Source organism: Desulfobacter sp. (assembly GCF_050177295.1).
Window position 1 is genome coordinate 1 of the sequence record NZ_JBFXHE010000512.1, and the last position, 2797, is coordinate 2797.

At 49.6% G+C, this 2797-nt stretch carries 3 protein-coding genes; 1 reads left to right on the forward strand and 2 read right to left on the reverse strand.

The features are described 5' to 3' along the window. The first annotated feature begins 198 nt into the window (after positions 1 to 198). Positions 199 to 1017, forward strand: a complete 819-nt coding sequence (locus AB7U36_RS21895) for an SIR2 family NAD-dependent protein deacylase (protein ID WP_428161721.1) — start codon at positions 199 to 201, stop codon at positions 1015 to 1017. A 63-nt stretch (positions 1018 to 1080) separates the two neighbouring features. Here the strand turns inward: AB7U36_RS21895 and AB7U36_RS21900 are convergent, their stop codons facing one another. Further along, the gene (locus AB7U36_RS21900; RefSeq protein ID WP_428161722.1) at positions 1081 to 1527 is read right to left on the reverse strand and encodes an NUDIX hydrolase; all 447 of its coding nucleotides are present in this window, start codon (positions 1525 to 1527) and stop codon (positions 1081 to 1083) included. Beyond that, on the reverse strand, positions 1524 to 2600 hold the full coding sequence (locus AB7U36_RS21905; RefSeq protein WP_428161723.1) for an alpha/beta fold hydrolase: 1077 nt from the start codon (positions 2598 to 2600) through the stop codon (positions 1524 to 1526). Before AB7U36_RS21905 ends, AB7U36_RS21900 begins: the two co-directional genes overlap by 4 nt. Between the last annotated feature and the right edge of the window lie 197 nt (positions 2601 to 2797).

Here is a 2797-nt window from a genome sequence, read left to right on the forward strand (position 1 = left end):
TAAAGGAACACTATATGATCATTCGGCAGCGGACAGTTTCTGGGGTATCGGCTCCAATGTCACGGGTAAGCTATTAATGAAAATCCGGGATGATCTACAATCCGAGACCTGATCAGATTTTATTGATCAGATTTTATTGATGAATAGAAAGGTATTTGCATCACACTTATCAATTGACACAAACAAGGAGGCAGGAAGATGGACACAGCCAAGCTGCTTGAGCCGTTTAAGGATAACAACAAACGGATCACCGTTTTAACCGGGGCCGGAATTTCAGCTGAAAGCGGCATCCCGACATTCCGGGGGCCTGAAGGGTACTGGACTGTGGGGTCCAGAGAGTACCGGCCCGAACAGATGGCCACCCACAGCATGTTTACCCAAAACCCTTGGGACGTCTGGGCCTGGTACCTTTACCGGCATACCGTGTGTAAAAATGCAGAACCCAATTCAGGCCATCACGCCATTGCCCGGATGGAAGAACTTTTCAAAGACAGGTTCTGTCTGATCACCCAGAATGTGGACGGTCTTCATTTACGGGCCGGCAACAGCCTTGAACGAACCTTTCAGATCCACGGGAACATTAATTATACACGATGTGCAGGAGAATGCACCCCAAGGCTTTTTGAATTCCCAGAGGGCATCGCAGAGAAGAAAAAAGACCAGCCGGTTACTGAGGAAGAAAAAAAACTGCTGACCTGCGCCAGGTGCGGCAGCCTTGCCCGGCCCCATATCCTGTGGTTTGATGAATGTTACAACGAAACCTGGTACAAGGCCGAATCCGCCATGGGATGGGCCACATCCACAGATCTTCTCCTGGTGGTGGGCACAGCAGGCGCCACAAACCTTCCCATGCAGATCGGCATGATGGTGGCCCGAAATCCTGAAGCGGTCATTGTGGACATCAACCCCAGCGATAATCCCTTCAGGCAGTTTGCCGCCCGGCATGATCGGGGAATTGTCCTTGACGGACCCGGGGGTAAATTTTTACCCGAACTGCTCTCCCTTTGGGAACGATAAGACGTTCATGTTTTGTTATGGGTTGAGCCTGGGGGGGTAATAGACCAGGTCAGCCCATGGCGGTTATCCGAAGTTAAAGGTTTGGCGAAGAAGTTTAAGGGTGATGGGATTGACGTTAAGACGACCAAGCGCTTCTCCGGAGATCCACCCGGCATCCAGGGCATCATCTCCGGGAGAGGGCTCTCCACTGATATAAGTGGCTGCAAGATCCACAATATAATAATGAAACCTGACCCGATCATTGTCATCCCTGTGAATGGATTCAAATGACAATACGGGTTCCCCGGCCTTGATGACAATGCCGGTTTCCTCTAAAACTTCCCTTTCAGCCGCTTTTTGAAGGGTTTCTCCCAATTCCACACTGCCGCCGGGTATTGCCCAGACGCCTCTGGCCGGAGGGTTACCCCGTTTGACCAGCAACACCCTGTTGTCTTTGAATACAACCGCGCCCACGGCAAGGGCGGGGCGGAGAGGATATTGTATGGGGCGGGTGTCAGGTGGGGGGGTCATCTTTTTTCATCCCTGATGAAATCCAGCATCCGCTCGGCCAGTTTCCGGGGGCCTTCCAAATGGGGTGCGTGGCCATATTCATCAAAGATATGAACCTGTGAACGGGGAAACAACTCATTTACAAACGGCGCTGTTTCCCACGGCAAAAGAGAATCATGGCGCCCCCAAAACAGCATGACAGGCATGGTCATATCTTTGCAAAGATGGTTTAACGAGGCCTGTTCCAGGGATATTTTGCCGGACTTTATTGACTCCATATCCATCAGTTCATCAAATATTTTGGCAAACCACTGCCGGTCCCCTATGGCCTTCAAAATCATATACTCCCTGACACAAGCAGGAAGCGGTGGGCTTTTTCTAAAAATTCTAGATTGTAAGGTTTCGAAATCCCCGGGAGAATTTATATGAAAGATATTGGATCCGGCCAGCGCCTCATCGTAAACAGAGTGTTTGCCGGGCAGGTAAAAACCGGCCGGGTCCACCAAAGACAAGGATTTGACTTTGGAAGGGAATTGGGCCGCAAGCTTTACGGCAATGGCACCCCCCATGGAACAACCGGCAAGATGGAAAGAGTCCAGTCCGGTTTGTTCAATAAACCGCCCGAACCAATCCGTATAATTATCCAGACTATAAACAAGTTGCGGGTCCATACCGGAATTTCCAAATCCAGGCAAATCCGGGATGATGAGATTTAGCTTTTCTTTTAAAACTTCTGAAATAAAATAAAAACTTTCTTTTCTGTCTCCAAACCCATGAATCAGAACCAACGTCTCTTTTTTGTCCGATCCTATTTTGGCCCACGAAATAAGTGGCGGTCCTTGATGGGTATGAAGATTCACACCCAGCTGCTTTCCGTTTTTTTTTAAAAAAGCCTCAACCATTGCCTCCCCGGCTTTGGCCTTGGCCCTAAATGCTATGGATGGTTTAAATGTCATGGATGTACAATTCCTTTGCCCCAGATCAATTTCAGGCGTGAATAATTTCCTTTCGATCCTGGATTCCCAGCCGACCCTTTTTCCTTCGGAACAGGGTACCATAACCATCTGCCTGGCCTGGCTCAGCAACCTGGTCAATCTGTACAAAGTTCTGGGGGGGGGTGGCAGATCTGAGCCATCGCCCGGGTCAATCTTTGCCAGAGTCCAAACGGTCCAGTAGGTTATACTTGGCCTGCCGGGTTTCCCAACGCTCTCTGGCATATTTGCGCATGTCGGTGATGGTATCTTTCTCGTCTATGATTTCAAGCCCCAGAACGGTTTCAATAATATCTTCC